The following is a 23,470-nucleotide window of genomic DNA, read 5'->3' on the forward strand; positions in this document are numbered from 1 at the left end:
CAATACGTCGTATATTCCATAATGTTGTTATGCATCATGAATTAAGTATAGATGAGTTCGCTTAGGCTGTATGCACAAATAATTCGAGGGTTGTCGGAATATCAAACATAAAAAAAGGCTATCAAATGATAGCCTTAGGTGTTTTTTAGTAGCCTGTTAACTGCATAAAGCCTGTTGCTTCATGGCTTCCGCTCGCCATAATTGGCCCTTCCCAATAGGGTATGACAAAAGGCAACCACATTTCCCTACGTTTGATACGCGTTGTGAGATTGATATCGTGTTGTGGCACGTTAATAATCCATTGGAGCGGCATTCTTCTACCATTCAGTAGCGTCGTATTCTGTAAAGGCTTGATAGAAATATCGGAGTCCGTTAACTGATATACTTTGCCAGAACGAGTTGCCAATGTTCCAAAGACATAAGGCAATTGTTGATTATGGCGATAGCGATTAATGCTCAGCGCTGTACCGTCATCGAGATTAAACACGAACCAATCCCAGCCCTGCTGACCCACTCCGAGTAAACCACTGCCCCACTCTTTGTGCACCCACGCAGTACCCTCGACATCTTTCGCTACACCGTCGAGGTTCAAAACCCCGCTCAAAGATAAAAACGGAGCGCTGAAGTTATAAGACGCGACAGGCAATAAATCGTGCTTTTTCTGATAGCCGTTATCGCCGTTGAGTACGTATGGCCCTTTCGAAATAGTGTCGAGTTCAAGGCCAAACGTATCGGTTTGTACTTGAAGGCGACCTGGAAACGGGGTGTTACCCAGTGCACGCCAATTCCAATTATCGATCCAAATCCTAAACGGATGACTGGTCATTCCCGCCTGGCCAATACCGCCACGCGCCAAACGCTGCTCTTTCCAAACCTTAGATTCAGACGAAATTACCACATTTGAAATATAAGCCTGTGGGCTTTGCCACCCCCGAGTTTCTCTCTCGTCGGTTGCTATGCGGAAGAAGCTCCACTGCACCGAGTACTTTTTACCATCATCCCCCTTTAGAGAAGCAAAATAATGCCACCACTCATGCTGGAATTCAGGGTGGAACTGGAAATCACGAGGCAACGAAACGCCGCGATCTGGTAATACAGGTTCAAACACATTGAAGTGTTCGCTGACAAGTACTGCGTTAATCTCATTCTCGCCCTTATCACCAACATCGGCAAAATAGGAATAGTACGCCCATACACCTAAAATGATGCCAAAGAAGCCAATCAGTAATAGAGCAGAGACAAGTCGGTGTCTGAGTTTTTTTGAGCCATTTCGTTGAAGCATATTAAAGCGCATCCCTCAGTGATTTCATCGGTGTGTTCCGAATCATTCTCATCACTGGCAATGCACCAGCTAACATCAATGCTGCCATCGCCCACGCAAATGTCTGCAAATAGTCCCAAGGAATCACTTGTAACTCGAGTGACCACCCAAAAGACTGCTTGATAACAATGTCGACGATCAAACTGGCTAACGCCAATCCGAGCGGAATAGCAATCAGGGAAGAGATAAGTCCGAACACAAACAACTGCAAGCTGCCTGTAAAGATCAGCTCTTTTGCCGACACCCCTAAGCAACGTTGCAATGAAATATGCCTTTGTCGAGACACTTCACCCGCAACCGTCGCGAAAAAGATGCCGAAGACAGCGATGACCAAAGTGATGTTACCCAATGTATCAGCTATCGCGAATGTTCTATCAAACACTCTCATCGCCTGACTGTGAATATTGTTATTATCAAAAATACGCTCAGATCCAAGCCTGAATACGCTTTCCAATCGACTTCGAAGTCCTACCGAATTGACATCATCTTTGAGTATGACGCCTAGACCGACATTTCCGCGTCCAGCAAACCCAGATAGCCAGTTTCGATGTGACATCATGACTTGATGGTAAGGGTTGCCATAATCGTAATAAACACCGACAACCTGCCAACCAGAGCCAAGATTGTCATAAAGGTCTATATAGTCGCCAGGGCGAATCCCTAACTTGAGAGACATCGATTCACTGATCAACACACCTTTCGAATGATGCAGGTGATACCAGTAATTCGGAATTCCTAACTTGATTGTCAGCGCTTCTAATTCGCCTTCAGAAGAACCAGTACTCACCACCTGGGTACTTCCGGCAGGGGAAACGACATCTTTCTCCCAACGCCACCAAACTGAATCGACTTCAGGCTGTTCTGACAGCCAATTACTCATACGTGCAGCGGCGTTGTTGGTTGGGTAGATGTACAGGTCTGCAGCTAAACGCTGTGTTAGCCATTTATCGGTGGTATCCCTAAAGCTGCCCACCATGGTTTCTACACCAATATTCGCTGTTAAGGCTAGCATGAACGCCATTGTCGCCACACCACGATAACTCATGCTTGAAGCTGCATCCGCAAAGAACCAGCGAGCACGAACCCAACGCAGTGAATAAGACAAACTGTTGAACAGCTTCCACATCAAGAAAGGCGTAAACAAAGCCACACTGACAAGCATCAGGGCAATAATCGCAAAACCAGATTCTTGCGTTTGTGGGGCTTGATACACAGCGACAGCTGCAACCAAGAAACCACAACCAATCAATGCTTGCCAAGTAAACTCAGTACCCGCAAAACGCATCAAAGATAAACGAGATGACAAGCGAATCGGTTGAGACCTCAGCAAACGAACCAATGGCCACGCACACGCTAGGAATGCACCAAGCAACGCCATTAATAAGCTATAACTACTCCAACGCCAACTCCAGCTCAAGGTTAAGCCCACATTCGCATCGTAAAGATCACCTAAACTCGAAGAAACGGCCGGTAACAGTTGGTTTGCCAACATGACACCGAATACATTGCCGCAAACCCAGCTCAGTAGAACCAATAACAATAACTCTAAGCAAAGCGCTTTAGCCAGTTGCCAACCAGAAACACCTGTTTGTCTCAAGATTCCGACGAGTGGTTGGCGCTGGATGAAAGACAGCGACATCGCTTGATAGAAAATAAACAAGCCAACGACAAACGACAGCATGCCCATCGCTTTTAGATTTAAGTGGAAAGCGCTAGTCAATGACTCAAGCTCAGCTTTAGAGCTGCGAGAGATTGTCAAACCATTGGGCAACATGTTTTTAAGACGCTCAAATTTCTCCGGAGACATATCTGAACACGCAATAACAGAAAGCCCTGCACTGCGTTTAAGCATTCGGAGCAAGGAGATATCCGCAATCAACCTTGTACCATTAATCAGGTTATTTTGGTCCACTACCACTGGACCAAGCTCAGAACCATCCATAAGTGGGATGTAGTCCCCATCCTTCCATTCCATATGTTCAGCAAGATCATCACTCACTAGGATCGGATATGGTGGTTTCATGAGATCTAATGTGGTGAGTTCTTTTAGGGCAGCACCAGGCTGAAGCTGAAGCATAGAAACAGGGTCTATGCCGATAAGCATGAAGTTTGCGCCGTTTTCATCAGTGATACTATGGTGGTCAAAAGGAGAGCACTGCTGAAAGCCTTCACGGCGAAGCTGAATGTAAAAACCTTGCGGGATTTTATTGGCGTTATGTTTTGGTCGAATACGGTAAGGAAGAGGATTCGAAAAGAGTTTTTCGCCATGCGTATAACTTTGCTTGGCGTGTTGGTTGATAGCGGTAACACCAACCAAAAGTGATACGCCAAGGGTTAAACCAAGCCATACCAAGATAATCTGAAGTGGGTAACGTCGATAGTGACCAAGTAGCGCTTTAACTACGGGCCATAACATGCAGTTGCCCTCCTTGTAGGCGAATTCTGCCATCCATATGCAATGCAACTTTCTCACTGTGAGTCACCAGCAACAAGGTACATTCTAATTGGCGGGCCAAAGAAGTCAGCAAACGCATTACCGCTTCCGCATTGCGCTCATCCAGGCTTCCCGTTGGTTCATCAGCCAACAAGATTTTCGGTTCCATATACAAGGCACGAGCAATCGCCGCGCGTTGTTGTTGACCACCGGACGCTTCTTCAGGGTAACGACCAAGCAAAGGCATAAGGTCTAAAGCAGAAAGAATCTGTCTCCAGAGGCCCTTATCTTCAGGTAAACCTTTTAACTGGCGGCAAAAACGGATGTTGTCGGCAATGTTAAGCGTTGGTAGCAAGTTGAATTGCTGGAAGATATGACCGATGTTGTTTCTACGATAAGCAGTGCGGTCACGCTCGGTCGAGTCGTGCATATCGAAGTGAGGGAAAGCGATTTCACCTGAATCGGCAAGGTCTAAACCCGCGATAAGATTCAGTAAAGTACTCTTACCAGAGCCACTTTCTCCCATTAATGCCAGCTGATCACCTTGGTTTAATGTTAATTCAGCACCTTGCAAAACAGGGTGAAACTCCCCCCCATCGACATAGCCTTTACACAGGTCTGACAGCTTTAACATTAAACAGCTCACATTAGTTAGAATTTGGAATGAGAATCTACACTAATTCCCTGTTAGGAGGAAGTATTTTGAAAGATAGATCACACACCAACGATAAAGTGATGGGGTTGATGCGCTCTACTTCAATTTCCTATCAAGTTTTTAATCCATTTTCTTGTTTTCATGCGATAGAGCGACCCACCCCACTTAAGCACTTCTTCAGTGAGGAAAAGTAGATATATCCACTCAGGTGGAAACTTCAGATAGATAGCAGCAATCGCGGCGAGCGGAATACCGATCACCCATTGGGCAATCAGGTCTTGATAAAGGCAGAACTTTACATCACCGCCAGCTCTCAACACACCAACGATCACAGTCATCGGTACCGATCGGATAACAATACCCACGCTTAAAATTAGAATGAACTTTTCTGAGAGGGCTCTGGTTTCTTCTGTCAGTGCACTAAAAGCATTCAGTATTGGCGTTTGTACGAAGTAAAGAAAAACGGCCACAGCGATACTGGTCAAGAAACACAAAATCGTTAAGCCTAACGCTTGATAGTAAACCGCTTCATTATTCTTTGCGCCAAGTTGATTCCCAACCAAAACAGAAGCCGCATTCGACATCCCAATCAATAAACTCAATGAAATAGATTCAACCGGCGTCATCACTGAAAGTGCTGCCAATCCTTGAACGCCCGATTGCCCCATGATCGCGTGGTAAGCAAATAAGCCACCAGCCCATGCCAAAAAGTTAAACGTCGTCGGCAGCGATAACTTTAAGAAGCGAACCACCTTATCGATCGAAGCTGCCGCTTTAATATCGCAGAACTTAAAAGCTAATAAATGCTTAGAGAAATAGAGATAACCAAACAAAGTTGCCACTTCGATCGCACCACTCAGTACCGTCGCAATCGCCGCACCTTTGATTCCAAGCGCAGGAAAGCCTAAATTACCGAAGATCAGCACCCAGTTTAAGAACACGTTAGACAGGATACCGATACCGCTGAAGAAGGTGCTTAGCCCGGGTTTGTGCATCGCTCTTAGGCCAACTGCCATACTGCTGACGCACGACACCGCTAGCATGCTAAACGAGGTGATAACAATGTATTCAACACCAAGGTTGATGACTTCTTGGGAGTCAGTCGTCACACCCATGATTTGTGCGGGAAATGAAACGAAGAAAACAATGGTCAGTAACGCAAATAGTGTCGAAACCAACCATGTAAGCGCGGTACTTTCTCGCACACCTTGTTTGTTACCTGCGCCCCAATATTGAGCAGTAAGAAGTGCACCACCCGTGGTGACACCCACCAGCATAATGGTCGTCACAAACATCGCACGGCTCGCAACACCCACAGCCGCAATATCCGCTTCTCCAAGCTGACCTAACATCAACACATCCACAAGGCCTCGACTTGAGAACATAATGCTCTGCAAGGTGATAGGCAAAGCAATCGCAATAAGCCTACGAACAAAATCACCTCGAGTGTGATGAATAATTGAAGAGAGCAACATAGAGATACCTAAACGGAACGTATTGATGAATAAAGATAAATATCACGCTATTATATCAATGTTCGGTTTTTAACCACAGAGATAAATGGAGTAACAATGAAGAAAGTACTGGTTTTAGGCGCTTCTGGATACGTTGGTTCGCAGCTCCTCCCTCTCTTGCTTGAGCAAGGCTATCAAGTCACCGCAGCTGCAAGGCATATCGACTATTTAAAAGCACGAACCGAGCCTCACGACAACTTGTCACTAGAGTATCTTGATCTCGCCGTTCAAGCGGCAACACAGGCATTAGTCCCCGACTTTGATCTTGTCTTCTTTCTCGTTCATGGGATGGCAGAAGGGCACGACTTTATTGATTATGAACTGAATTTGGCACGTAACTTTGTTTCAGCTCTTGGCCCAAAGAATCAACACGTCATCTACCTGAGTTCGCTTCAGCCGCAGACTGGTGATTCAGAACACCTTCAAGCGAGAAAGAAAACCGGAGAACTGCTACGTAAAGGACCAGTGCCAGTAACCGAGCTTCAAGCAGGCGTCATCATTGGCCCCGGCTCTGCGGCGTTCGAGATCATGCGAGACTTCGTGTACAACTTGCCTATTATGATTGCGCCAAAGTGGGTCGATTCTAAAGCCAACCCTATTGCATTGCAGAACCTCAACCACTATCTACTAAAACTCGCACAAGACACACCTAGCGAAAGCCAAACCTTCGAAGTTGGCGGCCCAGATATTGTCTCTTATCAAAATCAATTTGCTCACATTGCCAAAACAGCTGATCGCCCACTCAGGCTCTGGGCGACGTCACTCCTCACGCCCTCAATCGCGTCATATTGGTTAGGCGTTGTGACTTCTGTTCCGTCCAACATCGGCAGAGCGCTTCTCGCGGGCTTAAAGCATGACTTTATTGCCAATTCGACCAACATTAGAGAAAAATACCCTCAGAAGCTTATCTCGTTCGAGAGTATGGTTGAACAGGCCATTCACGCAGAAGGAAACTTCGTGAAAAGTAATGTTTGGGGCTTTGATAAAACCGCCTTCAAACGCTGGCAAGCTGGCTACGGCTACTACCCGAAGAAAACCGGTGCAAGTATCACTTCAACCGCGTCACTGGAATCGCTGTGGAATGTCGCACAGCAAATAGGAAGCCCGAAGCAAGGTTACTTCTTCGCTAACGCTTTATGGCGCACACGCGAATGGTTAGATCTTCTATTTGGCGGTGGTGTACCGGTTCGACAAATGCCAGAAGGCCCTAACCTAAAAGTTGGTGACAAGATTGACTCTTGGAAGGTTATTCGCTGTGAAAAGAATCAGTTTCTATCCCTGCTTTTCGGTATGAAAGGCCCAGGATTAGGACGACTGGAGATTACCGTCTCTGACCACGGTGATTTTCGCGAACTAAATATATCAGCTTGGTGGCATCCAAAGGGATTTCTGGGGTTACTGTATTGGTTTGCGATGATGCCAGCTCACCTGTTTATCTTTAAAGGCATGGTGAAGGCGATTGAGAAGCAAGCTAAAGAGCAGGCGAAGGATTAAAGCAGATTTTAGATTCGGGTACGAGATGCGAAGAGATTAAGAGCTAAAGATAAGACTCTCCTTCACACCTTCTAGTTAGAAAAAGACCGCCATTTAGGCGGTCTTTACAATTTCAGTCGTCACGAGATTAGCCAATAACACTAATTGGGATCTCAGCCAATTGGTTGCCTTGGTTAGCAGGATAAACGATGTATTCACCGTGGTACTTCACCGCTGACTTATAGTCAGTGACTTTGTGAAGCATAAAGCCAGCTTCCATCGCTGCTTGAATGAACTCTGCGTGGTTACCACGAACAAACCAGTTCATTGGCTTAACCATCAGCTCACCGTCGAAAGAGTCGTCACACTGTTTGCCACACAAAGCAAAAGAGTGCTCACCATCGGTGAAGAATTGAATCTTGCCGCCAGTCGTTAGCTCGTCTTCACTTGATACACTCCACCCCATCTCGTACATTTTGTCCATGAACGCTTCAACATCACTGTCTTTTAGCGCTTTTGGTTCTTCGCCTTCAGGGAAGAATTTACCGTAAAACGCAGAGATACGTTTGAACGTAAAGGTTAAATCAGAGTTGTTGCCTTTTGAACGCCCCTGCTTCTGCCAACGCACCAAATCAGGAACAATCACACGATCATAAGACTGAGCCTTAATCGCCTTCGTTACCCAACGAACCAAATAAAGGTTGTTCGCAATAGGCGCATCAATCGCTTTGCCTGCTTTGTGCAGAGCGTAAAGCTCGCCCAATGCATCATTCACTAACTTCTGAATTTCAATATAGTATTTTGACATTATGCCTTCTTTCCTAATGTCCAATATAGTAATGCTGACATTACTGCACACGCAGCCATTACCATAGCCATAGACCCAGCACTGTCACTTGGCAGCATCGCAACGATAGCCCCAACGACAGAACCAGTACCAAATCTTAATGTTCCCGCAAGCGATGAAGCCGTGCCTGCCATGTTTGGATAACCACTTAGCAATAGACCCATAGAGTTACTGCCGATAGTAGAAATGGTGCCAATGAATAGCATCACAAACGGCACAATACCCCAAAGTCCTAGATCCAACGCCCAACCGACGAGCAAGCCTAAACCAGCCAGTAATTGAATGACCAGCGCCGCTCTCAACATCGTATGAGAACCGACCTTTTTAACAATTCGACCATTGATGGTTGTCATCAGAATCATCGCAACGATGTTCAGACCAAACAGGTAACCGAATAGGTCAGGACGTACGCCATAAATATCAATGTAGACAAAAGAGCCTGCGGTTAAAAATGCAAACATCCCAGAGAATGAGAATGCACCCGAGAAAATCAAACCCATAACCGTCGGGTTTTTACACAAACGAGCGTAATTGCGAATCGTCGTTTTAAAGCGCAAGGGCTGACGATTTTCGACGGGCAGTGTCTCAGGGATCTTGATGATAACCGCAAGAATCACGATCACGGCAAAAATAGCCAACACCCAAAAGATTGAACGCCAACCGAACCACAATGCTAAATAGCCACCAATCATAGGGGCGATTAATGGCGCAACCGTCATCACTAAAGTAACGAACGACATGGTTCTTGCGAAATCTTCACGGTCGAACATATCACGCACAACCGCTTGGATAATGACCGCCGCAGCAGCACCCGCAAAACCTTGAGCGGTACGAACTAACGTTAACGCTTCAATGCCATGAGTGGTGGCACTCACAACAGACGCTATCGCAAAAAAGAATACACCAATCAGTAGAACGGGTTTGCGACCATAACTGTCGGCTAACGGACCATGTAACAACTGACCTAATGCGAAACCTGCGGTATACGCGGTAAGTGTGATTTGTACTTCACCCGCTGTCACGCCGAGATCTTTGGCGATCGTTGGCATAGCAGGCAGGTACATATCGATGGCGAGCGGTGTCAGTGCACCAATCGCACCCAGAACCAAAAATAGCATCCAACCTAACTGAGGCGTTTGTGGTTGTGAGCTTGGGGTCTGTTGGGTAGACGTTTGCATAACTCTCCGACTAAGTACTAGGTTTTATGTAAGCATGAACATGCACACAGCAATATACGAATACGCACAGTGATACACGAATATGCGCACACATACATGAACATATAGCAATAATGGCTGAAACTGTCCTAGTACCAGTCAAAATAATCAGCCGACGCTATCCTTGGTCGGCCACATCTACGATAGAAAAGATTACTTCCAGATAGAGTCTACTTCTTCTTGTGTTAGGTAACGGTATTCACCCAACTCTAAAGACTCGTCCATCTCGATTTCACCAATACGTTCACGGTGCAGTGCTTCTACCTTGTTACCAAGAGCTGCAAACATGCGTTTTACTTGGTGGTATTTGCCTTCGTGAATCGTTAGCAACACTTCACGCTCTGCACGTACTTCAAGGTGTGCTGGAAGTGTTAGGCCGTCTTCGCTCTTAAGCTGGATGCCCTCTTTGAATTTTTCAACATAATCCGCTTCAACAGGCTCAACAAGCCATACACGGTACATTTTTTCGCACTTGTGCTTTGGCGACGTAATACGATGAGACCACTTACCGTCGTCAGTCATTAAGACAAGACCCGTTGTATCAACATCTAAACGACCTGCAAAGTGCAGCTTGTCCATTTTGATTTCATCGAGTAATTCAAACGCAGTGCGATTTGAACCATCTTCATGCGAACAAACAAAGCCTTCTGGCTTGTAAAGCATGATGTAACGCGGGCCGTGAACATTCAGTTCATTGCCTTGCCATTCCACAACGCACTCTTCAGTTACCTTAAGTGAGCCGCTTTTTTGAATGACATCATTTACTGTCACTGCTTTTGATTTTAATAAGTGTGTTGCTTCTCTTCGAGTGACGCCTAACGCATCGCACAGAAATTTATCTAAACGCATGAATACCTCAACTAATCTAAGTCGGGTATTATAGTCACCTTTGCTCAATTAGTTGAGCTATTTCACACTATTTGTTTTTCATCTTACAAGACACGATATGTATACACTCCGCCCGTACCAAGCTGACTCAGTAAAATCAGTGATTCATTACTTCAGAAAACACCAAACACCGGCTGTTCTTGTGTTACCTACAGGCGCAGGAAAAAGCCTGGTAATTGCAGAGCTAGCAAGGCTTGCTAAAGGTCGTGTTCTAGTGCTTGCACACGTAAAAGAGCTTGTTGAGCAAAACCATGAAAAGTATGAAGGTTATGGGCTAAAAGGTTCAATTTTCTCTGCCGGTTTAGGGCGTAAAGAGACAGACCAACAAGTGGTGTTCGCATCAGTTCAATCCGTAGTTCGAAACCTTGACTCATTCTCCAATCAGTTCTCATTATTGGTTATCGACGAATGCCACCGCGTGCCAGATGAAAAGACCAGCAGCTATCAAAAAGTGATCACTCACTTACGTGAAAATAATTCGGGCATAAAGGTGCTTGGATTGACCGCGACGCCTTATCGTCTTGGTATGGGGTGGCTTTACCAATACCACACTCGTGGACAAGTGCGTTCTGAAGAGCCGAGATTTTTCAGAGACTGTATTTTCGAACTGCCGATTCGTTACTTGTTGGACGAAGGCTTTCTAACACCAGCACGCATGATCGATGCGCCCGTTTTGAGCTATGACTTTTCGCAACTAAAGCCGGCAAGTACGGGGCGCTATAAAGAATCAGAACTCGACATGGTGATTGAGCAATCGAAGCGTGCCACCCCACAAATTGTCGATCAAATCATTCACCTAGCCCAAGACAAACTCGGTATCATGGTATTTGCTGCCACCGTTCGACACGCACAAGAGATCCTAAGCTTACTACCCGAAGGTCAATCATCCATCGTGATTGGTGACACGCCTACGTTAGAGCGCGATCAAATCATCAATGATTTCAAGGAACGTAAAATCAAGTTCTTGGTTAACGTGTCGGTATTAACCACAGGCTTTGACGCACCACATGTCGATCTAATCGCGATTTTGCGCCCGACAGAGTCCATCAGTTTGTATCAACAAATCGTTGGCCGTGGCTTACGCTTATCGCCGGGTAAAAAAGAGTGTTTAGTTTTAGACTATGCAGGCAACAGTTACGATCTTTACCAACCTGAAGTGGGCGACCCTAAACCCGACTCAGACAGTGAAATTATCACCATCCCCTGCCCTGCTTGCGGTTTCAATAATAACTTTTGGGGCAAGCTAGACAGCAATGGCTTCTTACTTGAACACTTTGGCCGCAAATGCCAAGGCTACTTTACCGATGAAGACACAGGGGAACGCGAGCACTGTAACTATCGTTTTCGCGCTAAGTACTGCGGTGAATGCGGCGCAGACAACGACATTGCCGCGCGTATTTGTCATGAGTGCGATGCCACCTTAGTTGACCCAGATAAAAAGCTCAAAGAAGCGTTAAACCTAAAAGATGCGTTGGTGTTTGAGTGTTTAGAGATGGACCTTAACGTTCTCAAGGACGACAAAGGCAAGTCGCAACTTAAAGTCACCTACCGTGGAGAAAACCAAGCACAAGTGCATGAGTTCTGGTCATTAACCACCAAGAAACAGAAGCAGAACTTTAAGGATCAGTTTGTTCGTCCTCACCTTGCCGACAGACACAGACCATTTGACGAAGCTTCACCGACGAAGGTGGTTGCTCACCAACATCGATTCCGCCCACCTCAATTCGTCATTGCCCGTAAAGTTGGGCGCTTTTGGAAAATGAGAGACAAGATATTCGAAGATGAACTCAAGCAATAGACTCCCATAATCAACAGAATTAATAAAAGGAGTATTGATACTCCTTTTATTCACATTCTAATGACCACACATGAGTTAACTTGTTAAACCACAAATTAGATTGCGCTCAGCTTTTTCTGATTCCCGCGCCTCTTTTTCCATATTATCAAAAATCTCAATGGCTAAAGTTGGCTTATGAATATAAAAGCCTTGAATAAAATCAATGCCTAACGCTTCTAACGTTCTTAATTCTTCAATTGTTTCAACACGTTCTGCAACCACTTTAGTTTGGCTCATTTCTGCCAACTCAACTAATGAGTGCACCATTTTGTTCTTAAAATCAGAACTGTTAATATTTTCAACGAGCGAACCATCAAGCTTGATCGTATCAAAACAACCTTCAGATAAAATTGAATACGATGAATAACCTGAACCAAAATCATCTAAGGCAACTATGATCTGGTGGTGTTGTAGTCGTTCTACTATTTTTCGAAACTTCTCATCTGCACGATAAAAAACAAGCTCGGTCACTTCAACACATAAACGGGAACGGATATAAGGGGGGAGATGACATAAACGATCGATAACACTCATATCGAAAATGGTTTTAACTGAGAAGTTTAATGACAATTGAATAGTTGAATAGTGCTCCAGTAAGCTAATTGCGTAAGTAAGCATACGAGAGTCGAGCTCCTTCTCAAGCCCATGAGAGGCTACAACATCGAGCAATTCACCAGCAGAAACGATTTTTTCACGTCCCTCTTCGTCCTCCATTTTTAAACGACACAGTAACTCATAGCTCGAAGCAACACCCTTTAAAGAATGAATTTTTTGAGCAAAGCAAAGCAGCCTATCCGAGTTAAGTAATTCAACGGCTTCTACTCTAAGGTTCGGTAAGCTATAGAGCATGACCCCGTCTTGTTGCTGCCAGTCTTGGTAAGATTCATTGTTGGACTTTGCTTTACGGCAACAGTATTCAGCCTTGTAAATACAATCTTCCACAGATTCATTAGGGCCACTACGATAGCGACCGAAACTAAAGCTCAGAGCGTTTTCTGTTTCTTGGGTGAGGTTCTGTTCCAACAAATATTCTAGTAGCTCCTTGGAAACCGACGTTTGGCAAATTAACACAAATTCATCGCCACCGACTCTATACGCCTTCCCTATGCCTTGTGCGGCTATTTTTTTGAAGCGCATAGCTAAGTTTATTATCATTCGATCACCCACATGGTGACCTTGACTATCGTTGAGAAACTTCAACTGATTTGCATCAATGTAATAATAACAACGAGAACACTCAATGACCTTTTTATATTCTATAGATTTTCGATTATACAATCCTGTCATGAAATCTTTATCAGAATTAGACAACAATTTTTTATAATCGCCCAGATTAATAACTCTTAATTCTCCAAGATCATAAACACATGCTAATACAAAAGAAGCATGAGACAAGTAGAATAGCGCCTGTATTAAATAGTAATACTCAGGCATGAATGAAATAGTCATTGATGATTCAAGAACCACCACAGACATAATAAAACAGGAAAGATAGCTAATTATTATTTGAACTTTATTATTAACTTCTTTTGATATCAAACAAAATGCGATAACAACGGCTGCTAGGATAGTACTAATTAAAAATCCAACAATGACGTCAAAGTTTATATAAACTGAAAAGAATTGTAGAAACACAAATGAAGAACAAATCAGTAAGTGCTTAGTATTTATTCTATCGCAACTTGAAAAAACAAGCATTAAATACACACAAACTAAAGATAAAGAATAAGAAACGAACCAGTAGTCGCTTCTAAAAAAATTTATAACGTAGGTTCCTTTATCATCATACCCATCCCATAAAAACCCAAACTTATAAATATAAAACATAGAGAACAGTACTATATAACAAGTTATAAATAGTGATTTAGCTCGTTTTATCGGCCAAACATAATAAACATAAACTAACGATATTGCGCTCGCCAATATAAATAGCGAGAGAATCACCCCATCTTTCATGACAAGTGATTGCTTTAATTGATGCTCTTTCGAAAGTAACGCACTGGCATTTACAGTCTTACCCCTAGGAAATTTCACTAAAACATAACTGTATTCAAAATTTTTGTTCAGCCGTAGCGAGCGATAATACTCAAACAAAAAATTGCCAACAACTTTGCCGTCTTGATCAACAAAAAACAGCTCTCCTGTCCGGGATGAAAGAGATTTCCAAACTAGATGTTCATATGATTGGTTGTCTGAAGGTAGTGCAAGTTTAAGCCAACAGGACTGATTCGGTTCAGGAATACAAGTAACAATTGAGCTCCACCCTTCTTCCTTATATAGGATGGCATCAACCGAAGAATCACTCACTACCATGCCATATTCGAAATCACTGATTTGCTTGAAATCTAATTCGTTAGCATGGCTAGTGAACGTTATCAGCACTGAAAAAAACAACATAACTAGCACTGTAAGCGGCACTCTAAAATCCTTATTAAATCAAATATCGCGCGGCAAAAGAGCCCCATAAGTCCATATAGTCACAAGTTTACCATGTTAATTATTTGTAATTTGTAAGGGAATGTAATAACGTCAACGCATTACTATCGAGCAAATTAATCAACATGAATATCAGGTTGGTTAATTGCACGTTGATACAACACTTTACATTGCTAAAATGATAAAGCGTCTCTCATATTCACATTCATACTCCATTCATTATTATTGTATTAAACTGTCGTTACTTGCTTCTTTTACTAAGGCCACTGCATGCAAAAACCAAGCGCTATACTCATCTGTATCGCTGTAGCTATAGGCTCGACATCAAGCTTTGCACAAGATGATCACCATAACGGTCATGATCTTGTACAAGATGTTCATAAAGCGGGAACCCGTATCGAATTTGAAGAAGATCAAGACGAAGTCTATGAAGCTGTGCGAGAAGGCTACATTCGCCCTTTCTCAGAAATGTATGCTGCAGTTGAAAATGATCTTCATGGTCGAATCATTAAAGTAGAACTAGAAGAAGACGATGATATTTGGGTTTATGAGCTAAAAATAAACTTCCAAAACAATATCATCAAAGTCGAATACAACGCCGAGACGTTGGAGATGCTCATGATTAAAGGCCGCAACTTTAAAGATGCCATTAAGCACAACGAGCCATTAAGCACAACGAATGGTCATTCCAAGAATTAAGAAGAACAATTATGAAAATTTTAGTCGTTGAAGACGAACCTCGTTTGGGCCAACAAATTATTGAAACACTAGAGGGAGCAGACTGGGTTCCAGAACTTTCTCAAGATGGTATCGACGCACTCTATCGCGCCACGTCAGAAGAGTGGGATGCCATCGTTCTCGATTTAGGCTTACCGAAAATCGATGGCCTTACCGTACTAAAAGGCATTCGAGACGAAAACATTAACACGCCAGTGATTATCTTAAGTGCGCGAGATACGCTGACCCAACGTGTCGAAGGCTTAAATGCAGGCGCTGATGATTACCTAACAAAGCCGTTTGAAATGGTTGAGTTGATTGCTCGTATTCGTGCGCAATTACGTCGCGCGTCTGGCAGTGCCGCCCCTGTTCTTCAAATTGGCGATTTAAGCCTAGACACACGCAGCTCTAAAGTGTTGTGGCAAGGCCAAGCGGTTAGCCTAACGGCATTGGAATATAAAGTGGTCGCGTACTTCATGCATAACCAAAACAAGGTTATCTCGCGTACTGAGTTGGTTGAACACATCTACAAGCAAGACTTCGACCGAGATTCAAACACCGTTGAGGTGTTCATTGGTCGTATTCGCAAAAAAATCGCACCAAAGATCATCAAAACCGTTCGTGGGCTTGGCTACCAACTGAATGCTGAATAGCCCCCTATCTAGTTACACTAGAAGCAATCGTCAACGAAACTAAGTGTAATAGCCAATAAAATGGACAGCCTGTTCTGATCATCGAAATACAATCAGATAACTGTGGGCAAAGACAGGCAGTAAATGCATGAATCTAAAAAAAAGAACACTTAAAAACATCAGTCTAAAAAGCCGCCTGCTCCTTGCCGCGGCTTTTTGGCTAGGTGCGATGATATTAGCGGCCGGCGTCGGTATCCCTAAACTGGTGAATGACTACCTTGTCGATGATATGAAACAACAACTTAGCTTAACCATGGACGAGTTAACCGCCAATATCGAAACCAACGACAGCGGTAACTTAATCATGGCAGAGCGTCTGTCTGATCCTAGGTTTAATCAACCTTACAGTGGTATTTATTGGCGAGCAGCTACTCAAGACCAGATTATTCGATCTCGCTCTCTATGGGACAAAGACCTCACCATTAAACGCTCTCCGATTCATACTTCAATCAAAGGGCCTGAGAAAGAAAAGCTGATTTACATCGAGCAAGATATCTATCTGCCTGAATTGAACGACCCTGTCACGATCACTATAGGTATCGATGAAGATCCACTAGAGTCCACACTGACCGAGCTTACAGGTCAAGTCTGGTTGATTCTGATGCTGTTGTTTGTTGGCGTGCTTATGTTGATTGGCATTCAAGTCAGTTGGTCGCTATTGCCACTCAGTAAGATGCAACGTGAACTGGTGATGTTGAGAAACGGCGAGCAACAAGGGTTAAGCGACAACTACCCGAAAGAGGTTTCTCCATTAGTTTCTGACCTCAACGCCCTACTCTTCCACTATCAAGAGTTACTGGAACGAGCTCGTAACCACGCTGGAAACCTATCTCACGCTTTGAAAACACCGCTGTCGGTTTTGAAAAATGAGATAGAGCGACTTCCAGACGATGACAAAACATTGTTACAGCAACCCATTCATCAGATTCAGAACCAAATAGATTATCATCTTGGCCGTGCGCGCATGGCTGGTGCAATGAACATTCTATCGGTGAAATCTTCACCTTGTGAGCGTGTTGAAGCGATCTCAATGGCGTTTGATAAAGTGTATGCCGCCAACGAAGTCACCATGATTAACGAGCTAGACTCTGAAATTGAAGTAGCGGTAGAAAAGACCGACCTTGATGAAATGGTCGGCAACCTACTCGAGAACAGTTACAAATGGGCAAGCAGCATTATTCGTGTCCATGCAAATGAACTCGACGATGGCAACATAGAGTTGGTGATTGAAGATGATGGTCAAGGCATTCCGGAAGAGAAGCTTGAGCAAGTGACAAAACGTGGCGTTCGACTTGATGAAACCACACCGGGAACAGGTTTAGGACTTAACATCGTGAACGAAATGGCGCACAGCTACCGAGGCAGCCTAACACTCAGCAAGAGCTCTATGGGCGGATTAAAAGCCTCTTTGGTGCTTAAACTAAGCAAAGGTTAAGTAAGCTAAACGCGCTAAGTAAACTAAGTAAACTAAGTAAACACGATAAGCCCTAGCACAACGCTAGGGCTTAACTTTATTCTGGTTTAACAAAGCGCTTCTTACTTCAATATGATTAACTCATCGAGTGAAGCCCAATCATATTACCTTCCGTATCGCTCACTACACTGATAAAGCCATGCTCACCGATGTCCATTTTTGGCACTTGTAACGTACCGCCATTGGCCGCCGCCAAACTTGCTTCTGTCGCACAATCTTCACAAGAAAAGTAAACCATGGTGCTGTTGCCTCCCGCTTTCACACCGGACATCTTACATATGGCACCAGTAGCGCCATAGTTGTCCATGTCGCAAGGAAATACCCACATCTCAACATCGATTTCTGTTTCATTGGCCAACTTATCCAATGTCACTTTAAATACTGACTCATAGAAAGCTTTTGCTCTTGCCATGTCATCAACATAAATTTCAAACCAACCAATCGGATTCATTTGCATAACGTTGTCCTTAGCTTTCGCTGCTTGTTCACCCTTAATCAGCATAGTCAAAGTTGAACAATTTATAGTTGAGGAGTTACTTGAGACTTGAGACTTGAGACTTGAGAGAAGGTTAAGTTTCTTTAGATATAGTCCAGTAGAAATCACAAAGCCTTGTTTGAAGGGGATTCAAACAAGGCACAAGTTAGTCGCTCTTAACTATCTATTCTATATCTCTTATATCTCTTATATCTCTTATATCTCTTATATCTCTTATATATCGCTCTGTATCTCGTTCACAGCGACATCTAGAGTTTGCAAATTATCATTATGAGTCGCGACTCCAATCATCAAAACATTCCCGTCGGTATAGTAGTCATGATCTTCATCGATCACTTCCACCGTAGCCAATGGGTACTTGTCTAGCTCAATATCAGGTAATGACGTTCGTATCTGATGAGCGAGCCTATCTCGCTCTTCATCAACATTAGGGTCAATGTTATGCAGTATGGTCACTATGCCAGAGTAAGGGGTGACTTTGAGGCCATCATCATAGCTAATTGCCCCCAGCCACTGAGGCTGATTGGTTTTGGTATCGACACCTGCACGCCACCAGCGAATATGGCTGCGCTTCATCAAATTACCAGGTAACTGAAACGCCATATCTTGTGGCTTGTCTCGCCAATACAAATCGGACACTGGTGGTGTTTTGTCTCTAAGCAATGCGAGATAGCCAGCCCATTCAATCTCATTTCGAGAAAAAGTTTGATTCTCTATCCAGCCCAATTGTTTCATTAAGTCTCTTGGGGTTGCTCCAACATATAGTACGTTGATAGCTTGCGCCGAGTAGAACGAAGATTTGCCAGGGAACGCTTTATAGGTCACCGAATTCCAGTCGACTTTGTCAATTTTAGCCGTCTCTGGTTGATTATGAAAATCATCGGCCTTCCAGAAAAAGTGAGCGTAGTTCGCAAACAATACCCACGCCAACAACAGCGCACTGGATTTAAGCATCAAGCGTCGCCACTTCATTCGATAACCAATAATAGTGAAGACCAATACGATGAACACACCGGCGATCAAGCTATTATGCTCAGAGATAAATATCTTAAGGCTATTAAGCCACGGGAAGTTTTCAACACCGTGCGCCAGTAACATGCCCCAAACAATGAACTGTCCTCCACCAAGAGCCAAGCCGATAAACGCCAACACACTAAAACTGCGCCACGGCACACGATGTGAGCCCGCGATAAATGGCACAACCCAAGCGATAGGCCCTAATAAGCGAGCAAAAAGAATGATGTATGTGCCTTTGCGAGCAATTAGGTAACGGCAGCGCGCAATTAATCTTTTGGTTTTAGGATGAAACTTAATGAGCCTTCGCTGCGCTTTCGCACCGTATTTATAGCCAATGAAATAACTGAGTTGGTCACCAAGCAAACCACCTAGCATCACCAAAACCAACGCCATCCATGCACCTGAATACAGTTGAAAGCCCGCAGCAATAAAAAAGGGCTCTCCCGGTACAAATAGGTTTGGGCCAATGAGAGCATCACCCAATGCCCCCAGAAACAGCCCTAGTCCATCAAACATAACAACCTCAGTGCTTACTGTTCTTTATAATGACCAAACTTGTAGTTCATCTCGTTGTTACGCATTTCGCCTTTAAAGAAGCGTCTTACATTGGCCTTAAGGTAAGTTGATCCTGTCTTTACAACCCCATCTTGGTCTAAACGACGTGGGTCAAAACCAAAGGTCATATTAAGAAATCTAAATCGCCATGTTTTGCTCGCACGTTTTACATAGTCACAGTCTTCACACAGGACGATCTCTTCATCGAAACCGCCGATTTCATCATGCGCGCGTTTAGTCGAGAAAATACAGGCGCCAATCGCCGTCGGGAAAAAGAACTGGGTAGTAAATAAGCCTGCGTTAAATAGCCCATAACCAAATTTGTGTACCAGCGGCAAGCCTTTCGAACTCATGTACACACCCGCCACTTCAAGCTTCTTCTCCTCTAGTTCATAAAGCGCTTTCGCAAGGAAGTTTCGAGGCAAGCTCACATCGGCATCCAAGAAAAGGATTCGGTTGTATTGCGCCAATGATGCACCGGTGTTTCTGCCAAGGCTCACACCACGATTTTCCATATGATGAACCGTTAACTTTGGCAACGCGCTTTCATAAGCTTGTGCCACGCCTGTTGTGTTGTCTTCACTGTTCGAGTCAACAACAATCACCTCAAACTCTTGGTGGGTTTGCACACTCAACTCTTCCATTAAGCGACTGATGCGTTTCTCTTCGTTTAGCGTAATTACGACAATGCTTACCGGTTCCATATTTTTACCTATTCATTCTGCTGTTTAATTAACACTAAGATTAACCAACCAAGCCTTAACCAAGTCTTAGGTAATCATTCATTTTCCATTCATTAACTTGATGATTTAGCAGCGCTATAAATAGATATTATTGGCAATGTAAAAGGCGATAAAATGGGGGGAATAAGAGTTAGTGAACGTTTTATCTCCAAACGAATCATTTATCGTAGGAAATTCACTTTGAGATGGGCTTCTGACTTGCTCAGATTTGAATGTGATGTTAGTATCCGCGCTCGCTTAAGCATGAACTCGTTTATGCCTAAGCTTTACCACATACTCAAGGTCGCATTGAGGTGTGAAGTTAATTTTTACTAATTTGAGAGTAAAACTATGAAATTTGAAGCAGTAGTACGTACTGAACTAGGTAAAGGTGCGAGCCGCCGCCTACGTCACGCTGGTAAATTCCCAGCTGTAATCTACGGTGGCGAAGCAGCAGCTGTAGCTATCGAACTTGTTCACGCTGAACTTATCAACCAAATGGATAAGCCTGAATTCTACGAAGCAATCACTCTAGTGATTGACGGCGCAGAAGTTAAGGTTAAGCCGCAAGACGTTCAACGTCACGCGTTCAAGCCTAAAGTTGAGCACATGGACTTCATCCGTATCTAATTCCCTACCAAGGAATAAGATTGGATTAATCCAGCCTTCTGCATAGAAAAGACAATCGATCTTACCAGTCGAGAATCTAGAAATTCGAAACCCCGATGCTACCAACATCGGGGTTTCACCGTTTTTGAGCCCTCAAAAACGCCTCAAATCTCGCGCAATACACTGAAAATTAATACACTTTCTTCTTACTCACTTTATCTCTATCTTGCTTGGGTGGATTAAGGGGGGGCGAAAGATGGTTGTGATCTTTAACTCTATGCTGAGAGATGGCGCCATATGGAATGAAAATACAGCCAAAAACTAATCATTGACGCTATAGTCGTTTGTTAGCTTAAATTTCAACGAATTGTGCATACGGACAAGCACTCACAAGTTGACTTTTAACACCTTTCATTAAGTGCTCTGGAACCCAAAAGTCCAACGCTCCATCGGATTCATTAAACAGAGTTATGCATGTCCCTCCAATCGGGTCTTTCACAAACTGAATACGTACAATCCTAGTCGTACATATCGTGCTGCCTTTTAAGCTAAGGAATCGTTCCACAGCTAGCTTGCGGATCGTTATTTGATTGCCCTCAACCTCGATGATTGCTTTGAGCTTTGAAGTTTTCAATTCGAACAAACCAAACAAGGCAGGAAACACAAATGTTGCGCATAAAACGAAAATGATTATTGAAATGATATCCATAGTTTCACGTCCCTTTAAGCTAACGAATGATATGGACTCCCTCTACCTGACTGACTCTTAAATACTTGTTAACTGTGCGGTCAATGTGGCTTAAAGCAGAGTTGGGAGTTAAGCGATTCAACAGGGTTGTGGTCACTGGTAGTTAGCTCAACACTACACTGTGAGTTACTCAGAGCTTTTAGCACACCATCAAACTTCAAAATATACGACTCATCTTCTTTTGGAACAAAATCAGACATGACCCCACACATAAGACTTCCGGAAGTAGCTGTTACTAAGAAGTGTGATTTATTCCCGGCAACAATTGGCAATGTTTTGGGCTGTTCATCACCAAACATTGAGAATCCACCAATTTCAATTGTGTGCATCAGAGTTCTGTCACCTTCAATTTTCCACATGTCGCATTTACCTGCATTATCTACATGCCAGAACCTAATCTGTATTCCAGCTAACGATGCTCCACCGCCTTCCGCTTGGAGACTAAGTTGTGTCAAATTGCCAGTATTTGCTGGTGCTACATATTTATTTGCACAACCAGCTAAAAAAGCACCCAAAATAGGCACTATTAACAAACGTTTTTTCATCCGTGCTCTCTTTAAACGAAACTAACAGTTAACACTGTTGCATATACAAATAGGATGATAAAGCTCATGGTATTTGTTCGTGACTCAAAGCACAGTTAACGAATGATATGGACTCCCTCTACCTGACACTCTGCGTGCCATACTTACTAAGTACACGCTGACGAACTGGAGGTTATTATGTCCATCATTGAAAATATTTGCGTTGATGCATATGGTAAGTGCGTCCTACGCAAAACTGTCAAAAGAAACAAACTCTTAGACACATTCGCTAAGTTACCGCCCTGCCTCATCAGTATGGAGGCGTGCTCTGATGCCCACTACTGGGCGAGAGAGCCAATGAAACTCGGCCATAACCCGAAAATTATGGCGTCCAAATTCGTTATTCCATATCGTCAAAATGAGAAGAACGATGCCAATGACGCGGAGGCCATCTGTGAAGCGGTATCTAGACCCAAAACGCGATTCGTCTCTATCAAAAGTGAAGAGCAACAAGCAGTGCTTTGCCTGCATTGTATTCGGCAGGGGCTAATTAAAACAAGAACTGCGACCATTAATCAACTCAGAGGCTTGCTTTCCGAATTTGGTATTGTGATGCCCCAGGGTCGCTACTCGGCTCAAAACACCATTGGTAGTGTCCTTGAAGATGCAGAAAATGGTTTGCCTATACTCGCTCGAGAGCTACTTCAAGATCTATCGAACAAGATTCAACGCCTTAACCTAGAAGTACTGCACTATGATCGCAGAGTCTCTGCTTTAGTCCGTGAGATGGCTTCAGCCAAAGCCCTCATGGATATCCCAGGTGTCGGTGAACACAGTGCAAGTGCCATTGTCGCGACCGTCAATGACGCCAAACAATTTGCCTCTAGTCGCCAATTTGCCTCTAGTCGCCAATTTGCCGCTTGGATAGGGTTGGTTCCAAGACAATACTCAACAGGTGGTCATGTTCTTCTTGGTCGCATCAGCAAAAGAGGCGAAAAACACATTCGCACTCTACTGATTCATGGCGCAAGAGCCGTTATTGCACGATGTAAAGAGAAAACCGATCGCAATAGTCTTTGGTTAAATCAACTCGTTGAACGACGAGGCTATAAACGAGCAGCTGTCGCCCTAGCAGCAAAGAACGCTCGTATAATATGGGCATTATTAACAACAGGAAAAGAGTACAAGATTAACTACGTAAACGGTTAACACTCACCGAGTCAAAGCAATAGCAAATAATGACAATACGACCAGACCGAGATGCCTAAACCTGTTTAATTGGGAAGTAATAAAT

20 protein-coding genes are annotated in these 23,470 nt (G+C 43.8%); 7 read left to right on the forward strand and 13 right to left on the reverse strand.

What is annotated here, in order from left to right:
• Positions 1-145: 145 nt before the first annotated feature.
• From OCV44_RS08560 to OCV44_RS08575, 4 genes are all read right to left on the reverse strand, one after another.
• A complete protein-coding gene (locus tag OCV44_RS08560) occupies positions 146-1,294 on the reverse strand; it encodes a lipocalin-like domain-containing protein (RefSeq protein WP_139685776.1) in 1,149 nt (382 codons plus the stop codon).
• Complete coding sequence (locus OCV44_RS08565; protein ID WP_170213749.1) at positions 1,284-3,737, reverse strand: ABC transporter permease; 2,454 nt, start codon at positions 3,735-3,737, stop codon at positions 1,284-1,286. Before OCV44_RS08565 ends, OCV44_RS08560 begins: the two co-directional genes overlap by 11 nt.
• Positions 3,718-4,389, reverse strand: a complete 672-nt coding sequence (locus OCV44_RS08570) for an ABC transporter ATP-binding protein (RefSeq protein ID WP_009847080.1) — start codon at positions 4,387-4,389, stop codon at positions 3,718-3,720. The genes OCV44_RS08565 and OCV44_RS08570 overlap by 20 nt, the downstream gene beginning before the upstream one ends.
• 122 nt (positions 4,390-4,511) lie before the next feature.
• Entirely contained in the window at positions 4,512-5,885 is a 1,374-nt protein-coding gene (locus OCV44_RS08575; RefSeq protein WP_139685778.1) for an MATE family efflux transporter, read from the reverse strand.
• Positions 5,886-5,981: 96 nt separating this feature from the next.
• On the opposite strand from OCV44_RS08575, the gene OCV44_RS08580 reads away from it, so the two are divergent.
• A complete protein-coding gene (locus OCV44_RS08580; RefSeq protein ID WP_139685779.1) occupies positions 5,982-7,418 on the forward strand; it encodes a DUF2867 domain-containing protein in 1,437 nt (478 codons plus the stop codon).
• Positions 7,419-7,545: 127 nt separating this feature from the next.
• On the opposite strand, the gene OCV44_RS08585 is transcribed toward OCV44_RS08580, so the two are convergent.
• The 3 genes from OCV44_RS08585 to rsuA form a co-directional block, all read right to left on the reverse strand.
• Positions 7,546-8,205, reverse strand: a complete 660-nt coding sequence (locus OCV44_RS08585) for a DUF2913 family protein (RefSeq protein ID WP_102310832.1) — start codon at positions 8,203-8,205, stop codon at positions 7,546-7,548.
• Positions 8,205-9,422: a Bcr/CflA family multidrug efflux MFS transporter gene (locus OCV44_RS08590; protein ID WP_139685780.1), complete on the reverse strand. Its 1,218-nt coding sequence runs from the start codon at positions 9,420-9,422 to the stop codon at positions 8,205-8,207. Before OCV44_RS08590 ends, OCV44_RS08585 begins: the two co-directional genes overlap by 1 nt.
• Positions 9,423-9,614: 192 nt before the next feature.
• A complete protein-coding gene (gene rsuA, locus OCV44_RS08595; RefSeq protein WP_029223631.1) occupies positions 9,615-10,310 on the reverse strand; it encodes a 16S rRNA pseudouridine(516) synthase RsuA in 696 nt (231 codons plus the stop codon).
• A 97-nt stretch (positions 10,311-10,407) separates the two neighbouring features.
• Here rsuA and OCV44_RS08600 point away from each other — a divergent pair, with 97 nt between their 5' ends.
• Complete coding sequence (locus tag OCV44_RS08600) at positions 10,408-12,147, forward strand: DEAD/DEAH box helicase (RefSeq protein ID WP_139685781.1); 1,740 nt, start codon at positions 10,408-10,410, stop codon at positions 12,145-12,147.
• 75 nt (positions 12,148-12,222) lie between these two features.
• On the opposite strand, the gene OCV44_RS08605 is transcribed toward OCV44_RS08600, so the two are convergent.
• On the reverse strand, positions 12,223-14,604 hold the full coding sequence (locus OCV44_RS08605; RefSeq protein ID WP_139685782.1) for a bifunctional diguanylate cyclase/phosphodiesterase: 2,382 nt from the start codon (positions 14,602-14,604) through the stop codon (positions 12,223-12,225).
• A 288-nt stretch (positions 14,605-14,892) separates the two neighbouring features.
• Between OCV44_RS08605 and OCV44_RS08610 the strand changes: the two genes are divergently transcribed.
• The 3 genes from OCV44_RS08610 (at position 14,893) to OCV44_RS08620 (ending at position 17,466) form a co-directional block, all read left to right on the forward strand.
• Positions 14,893-15,321 carry a PepSY domain-containing protein gene (locus tag OCV44_RS08610; RefSeq protein ID WP_139685783.1) on the forward strand — a complete coding sequence of 143 codons (429 nt, stop codon included), beginning with the start codon at positions 14,893-14,895 and terminating at the stop codon, positions 15,319-15,321.
• 11 nt (positions 15,322-15,332) lie between these two features.
• On the forward strand, positions 15,333-15,992 hold the full coding sequence (locus OCV44_RS08615) for a response regulator transcription factor (protein ID WP_139685784.1): 660 nt from the start codon (positions 15,333-15,335) through the stop codon (positions 15,990-15,992).
• Between the two features lie 127 nt (positions 15,993-16,119).
• Positions 16,120-17,466 (forward strand): ATP-binding protein, encoded by a 1,347-nt coding sequence (locus OCV44_RS08620; protein ID WP_139685785.1) that lies wholly within the window; start codon positions 16,120-16,122, stop codon positions 17,464-17,466.
• A gap of 115 nt (positions 17,467-17,581) precedes the next feature.
• On the opposite strand, the gene OCV44_RS08625 is transcribed toward OCV44_RS08620, so the two are convergent.
• The 3 genes from OCV44_RS08625 to OCV44_RS08635 form a co-directional block, all read right to left on the reverse strand.
• Positions 17,582-17,962: a VOC family protein gene (locus tag OCV44_RS08625; protein ID WP_139685786.1), complete on the reverse strand. Its 381-nt coding sequence runs from the start codon at positions 17,960-17,962 to the stop codon at positions 17,582-17,584.
• A gap of 252 nt (positions 17,963-18,214) precedes the next feature.
• On the reverse strand, positions 18,215-19,534 hold the full coding sequence (locus OCV44_RS08630; RefSeq protein WP_139685787.1) for an LssY C-terminal domain-containing protein: 1,320 nt from the start codon (positions 19,532-19,534) through the stop codon (positions 18,215-18,217).
• A gap of 14 nt (positions 19,535-19,548) precedes the next feature.
• Positions 19,549-20,277: a glycosyltransferase family 2 protein gene (locus tag OCV44_RS08635; protein ID WP_139685788.1), complete on the reverse strand. Its 729-nt coding sequence runs from the start codon at positions 20,275-20,277 to the stop codon at positions 19,549-19,551.
• A 369-nt stretch (positions 20,278-20,646) separates the two neighbouring features.
• Between OCV44_RS08635 and rplY the strand changes: the two genes are divergently transcribed.
• Positions 20,647-20,925, forward strand: a complete 279-nt coding sequence (rplY, locus tag OCV44_RS08640) for a 50S ribosomal protein L25 (RefSeq protein ID WP_139685789.1) — start codon at positions 20,647-20,649, stop codon at positions 20,923-20,925.
• 331 nt (positions 20,926-21,256) lie between these two features.
• Here rplY and OCV44_RS08645 read toward each other — a convergent pair whose 3' ends face one another.
• A complete protein-coding gene (locus OCV44_RS08645; protein ID WP_139685790.1) occupies positions 21,257-21,613 on the reverse strand; it encodes a hypothetical protein in 357 nt (118 codons plus the stop codon).
• Positions 21,614-21,693: 80 nt separating this feature from the next.
• Positions 21,694-22,197 (reverse strand): hypothetical protein, encoded by a 504-nt coding sequence (locus tag OCV44_RS08650; RefSeq protein WP_139685791.1) that lies wholly within the window; start codon positions 22,195-22,197, stop codon positions 21,694-21,696.
• Between the two features lie 177 nt (positions 22,198-22,374).
• Here OCV44_RS08650 and OCV44_RS08655 point away from each other — a divergent pair, with 177 nt between their 5' ends.
• Positions 22,375-23,385: an IS110 family RNA-guided transposase gene (locus tag OCV44_RS08655; protein ID WP_139685792.1), complete on the forward strand. Its 1,011-nt coding sequence runs from the start codon at positions 22,375-22,377 to the stop codon at positions 23,383-23,385.
• Positions 23,386-23,470: the final 85 nt, after the last annotated feature.

Source organism: Vibrio tasmaniensis (genome assembly GCF_024347635.1).
Taxonomy (GTDB): domain Bacteria; phylum Pseudomonadota; class Gammaproteobacteria; order Enterobacterales; family Vibrionaceae; genus Vibrio; species Vibrio tasmaniensis.